The organism is Aldersonia kunmingensis (assembly GCF_001646865.1).
GTDB classification, from domain to species: domain Bacteria; phylum Actinomycetota; class Actinomycetes; order Mycobacteriales; family Mycobacteriaceae; genus Aldersonia; species Aldersonia kunmingensis.
In genome coordinates, this window is sequence record NZ_LRRB01000127.1 from 1 (window position 1) to 4170 (window position 4170).

The window sequence follows — 4170 nt, forward strand, 5'->3', positions numbered from 1 at the left end:
TCGCGGTAACCGAACTTCTGCCTGTGCACCACGGCTTCTGGATCGGTGCTCGGCACGCTCTCGGTCATGCGCAGCACCGCACTTAGCACCGGGTCGAACGTCCTGCGAGCGGTCGGCGGGACAGTCGTCGGATTCATCGTCGGCGCGGCACTCATCGGAGCTCTCGGCACCGGTCCCGTGGCACTGTGGATATTGATGCCCTTCGCGGTGTTCCTGGCCTCCTTCGTGCCGGAGATGGTGTCGTTCGCCGCGGGACAGACCGCGTTCACCGTGGTGGTGCTCATCGCCTTCAATCTGATTGCGCCGCAGGGGTACAAGGTCGGCATCGTTCGGATCGAGGATGTCGCGCTTGGGTGCGCCGTCGCGGTCGTGGTGTCGATTCTGCTGTGGCCGCGCAGCGTCGCGAAAACCACTATTCGCGCCGCAAATGAGTCGACGTCGCAATCCGCGCACTATCTCCTTGCCGCCGTACATCGGGTAACCCGACACGCCGATATTCCCGACGACGCTGTGCGCGATGCGATCGCGGCCACGCGGACAGCCGACGACGCGGTCCGCCAATATCTCGGTGAAAGCGGCGGCGATGCCGATCTGCAAGAGGTTCTGCAGACGTCGCGCCGCGCCAACCGCGTACTTCTCGCAGCCGAGGCAATTGCACGGATCCCGCTGCGCACGCCGGCGGATTCGGCAACCACCGCGCGCTCGGTGGTCGACGCACATGCCGCCGCGATCGTCGCGTGGCTCGACGATGCCGACGGCACGAGCCACGCCGGCGCACCATCCATCGGCACGGATCTGAGTGACGCACTCGCCACGGACGGCCTCGATACGGCCCGCGACCTGCTGTGGGCCGCGGTTTACCTCAACGAACTCGAATTGCTCGGTCAAGAGATGCAATCGGCCTGAACAGAACAGTTCCATAAGCACAAACGCATGCGGATCGTTGGCCGCGGCACGCACCCACGCCGAGACGATTGGGGTACCCATGTCGGTCACCGACGAATTCATCGAAAACAATCGCGCCTACGTCGAGACCTTCCAGGGTCCGCTCCCGCTACCGCCGAGCAAAAACATCGCAATTGTCGCGTGCATGGACGCGCGGCTCGACGTTTATCGCATCCTCGGCCTCGAAGAGGGCCAGGCGCACGTGATCCGCAATGCTGGTGGTGTCGTCACGGACGACGAAATCCGTTCTCTGGCAATCAGTCAGCGTCTGCTGGGGACCAAGGAAATCATCCTCATCCACCACACCGACTGCGGCATGCTGACGTTCACCGACGACGATTTCAAGCGCTCGATTCAGGACGAGATCGGCATCAAGCCGAACTGGTCGCCCGAGGCCTTCCCGGACCTCGACGAGGACGTCCGTCAGTCGATCAAGCGCATCGAGCAGAGCCCCTTCGTCACCAAGACCGAGTCGCTGCGCGGCTTTGTCTTCGATGTCGCTACGGGCAAGCTCAACGAGGTCATAGCGGACTGACCACGCGAACGAAAGAACCCGGTCACCGTTCCACGGTGGCCGGGTTCTGTGCGTTCACGATCAGTAGAAGACCGGCCCCGGCAGTCCGCCGCCCGCCGCGACGGCGTCGCCGGTGATGGCCACGCTGCGCGGGGAGGCGAGGAAGGCGACCACATCGGCCACCTCGGAGGCGTCGATCACGCGACGAATCGTGTTCTTCGCGAGCTGGTCCTCGAGCTCATCGACCGAGACACCCTCGGCGTCCGACTGCGCGGCAAGACGCTCGACAAGCGCCTCGGTTCGGGTGATGCCCGGGTGCACAACGGTGACGTTGACACCCTTGGGACCCAGCTCGTCGGCGAGGTTCTTGGTCAGCGCGGACACCGACACATTGCGGACGGTCTGCGTGATCGAATTGGCAAGGCGTGCACCGAGTCCACTGATGTTGATGATCCGGCCCCAGCCCTGCTCGATGAAATGCGGTGCCACCGCACGGGCCGTGCGCAGGTAGCCGAGCACCTTGATCTCGAGCTCGCCACGAAGCACGTCGTCCGTGGTGGACTCGAGGTCGGTGGGCTTGCCCGGACCCCACGGCTCCGCGGCGGCATTGACGAGAATGTCCACGCCACCGAGTTCGCTGACCGTGCGGTCGACGAGAGCGCGAACCGATTCGTCGTCACCGGTGTCGGCGGGCACTGCGAGCACGCGTCGCCCCGTCTCCTGCGCCAGCGCCTTCGCCGCGAGCTCGAGCGGCTCCGCATTGCGCGCGACCAGCACGACGTCGGCGCCCTCGACCGCGAGCGTCCGCGCAATCGCCAGCCCGATCCCCCGGCTGCCGCCGGTCACGATCGCGCGCTTCCCACTCAAACCCAGATCCATCCGCTTCACTCCAGCTCGTTGTGCATTTTGGAGGTCCGACGCTATGCCGGTGCTGCCGCGTGCACACCGGTTCGACTCACCGTGACGGCAATGCGCAGCGGTACGGTCGAACCGACAAACTCTCCAGGAGGCGGACACACGTGAAGCGACAACTGCCGAAGGCACGCGAACTCGCGCCGCTGATGCAGTTCCGGCGGCCCGAACTCGATCGCAAGAAGCGTCGCCTCGACGCCGCGCTGACCATCGAAGATCTACGCCGAATCGCCAAGCGGCGCACACCCAAGGCCGCGTTCGATTACACGGACGGCGCTGCCGAGGAAGAGCTGTCCCTTGCCCGGGCACGGCAGGCCTTCTCCGACATCGAGTTTCACCCCGCGATCCTGCGTGATGTCTCGACCGTGGACACCACCCGAAAGGTGCTCGGCGGACCGTCCGCGCTGCCGTTCGGCATAGCACCCACCGGCTTTACCCGGATGATGCAGACCGAGGGCGAGATCGCCGGCGCCCATGCGGCGGCGCGTGCCGGAATTCCGTTCGCACTGTCCACAATGGGCACTGCCTCGATCGAGGATGTCCGTACCGCAAACCCGAATGGCCGCAACTGGTTTCAGCTCTACATGTGGACCGACCGCGACCGGTCCATGCAGCTGGTGAGCCGGGCAGCAGCCGCCGGTTTCGACACGCTGCTGGTCACCGTCGACGTCCCGGTTGCCGGAGCGCGGCTGCGGGACAAGCGAAATGGCATGACGATCCCGCCCCAACTCACTGTGCGAACAGTGCTCGACGCCGCGTGGCGACCACATTGGTGGTTCGACTTTTTGACCACGGAACCGCTGGCTTTCGCCTCGCTGGATCGATGGTCGGGCACCGTTGCCGAGTTGCTCGACTCGATGTTCGACCCGACGGTGACCTTCGCCGACCTCGCCTGGATCAAGGATCAGTGGCCGGGAAAGCTTGTGGTGAAAGGTATTCAGACGGTCGAGGATGCGAAAGCCGTGACCGATCTCGGTGTCGACGGCATCGTGTTGTCCAACCATGGCGGCCGCCAGCTTGACCGCGCGCCGGTGCCGTTCCACCTGCTGCCCAAGGTGGCCACCGAGGTGGGCGCCGACACCGAGGTGCTGCTCGACACCGGCATCATGTCCGGCGCCGATATCGTGGCGGCGATCGCGCTCGGCGCACGCTTCACCCTCGTCGGCCGCGCCTACCTGTACGGACTGATGGCCGGTGGCGAGGCAGGTGTGAACCGGGCGATCACGATCCTGTCCGAGCAGATCGAGCGCACCATGCGCCTGCTCGGTGTGCACACACTCGACGAGCTGACGCCGGCCCACGTCACGCAGATGGCACGGTTCGCCCCGCGCCCGATCGACGCACTGTGACGACTCTTCTTGATGGCGCATTGCGCCGCATTGGGCCAACATGGTTGCCGTGACTACCGAACGCCTCGAAGCCCAGCGCCTGATTCCCGCGTCGGCGGACGCAATTTTCGCGGTGCTCAGCGACCCACAGGGACATGTCGCGATCGACTCGTCCGGCATGCTCCAGGACGCCGAGGGCGATCCGCCGGCCGCCGCCGGTGACACCTTCATCGTCCATATGGACCGCGAATCGCTCGGCGACTTTCCCCTCGGGAAGTACGACGTCACGGTCGTCATCACCGAGTTCGAGCGCGACAAGCGGATTGCATGGACGATCGAGGGCCAGATCAAACCCCAGATCGGGCACGTTTACGGCTACGACCTCGCACCCGCCGAGGGCGGCACCCTGGTCACGTCGTTCTACGACTGGTCGGATATCACCGAAAAGTGGCGCAAGTCCGGTGTCTTTCC

Annotated in this window: 5 protein-coding genes; 4 read left to right on the forward strand and 1 reads right to left on the reverse strand. The window is 65.2% G+C overall.

From position 1 onward, the window contains the following. Window positions 1–45: 45 nt before the first annotated feature. Both A8G08_RS10115 and A8G08_RS10120 read left to right on the forward strand, forming a co-directional pair. Window positions 46–906 (forward strand): FUSC family protein, encoded by an 861-nt coding sequence (locus A8G08_RS10115; protein ID WP_068273364.1) that lies wholly within the window; start codon window positions 46–48, stop codon window positions 904–906. Window positions 907–985: 79 nt separating this feature from the next. Then, window positions 986–1480, forward strand: coding sequence for a beta-class carbonic anhydrase (locus A8G08_RS10120; protein ID WP_068273368.1), 495 nt, complete (start codon window positions 986–988; stop codon window positions 1478–1480). Between the two features lie 60 nt (window positions 1481–1540). Here A8G08_RS10120 and A8G08_RS10125 read toward each other — a convergent pair whose 3' ends face one another. Beyond that, complete coding sequence (locus A8G08_RS10125; protein WP_068273370.1) at window positions 1541–2338, reverse strand: SDR family NAD(P)-dependent oxidoreductase; 798 nt, start codon at window positions 2336–2338, stop codon at window positions 1541–1543. A gap of 182 nt (window positions 2339–2520) precedes the next feature. Between A8G08_RS10125 and A8G08_RS10130 the strand changes: the two genes are divergently transcribed. After that, window positions 2521–3720, forward strand: a complete 1200-nt coding sequence (locus A8G08_RS10130) for an alpha-hydroxy acid oxidase (RefSeq protein ID WP_068273375.1) — start codon at window positions 2521–2523, stop codon at window positions 3718–3720. Window positions 3721–3769: 49 nt separating this feature from the next. Continuing rightward, the coding region (locus A8G08_RS10135; protein ID WP_245672760.1) for an SRPBCC family protein at window positions 3770–4170 on the forward strand (401 nt) is incomplete at its 3' end.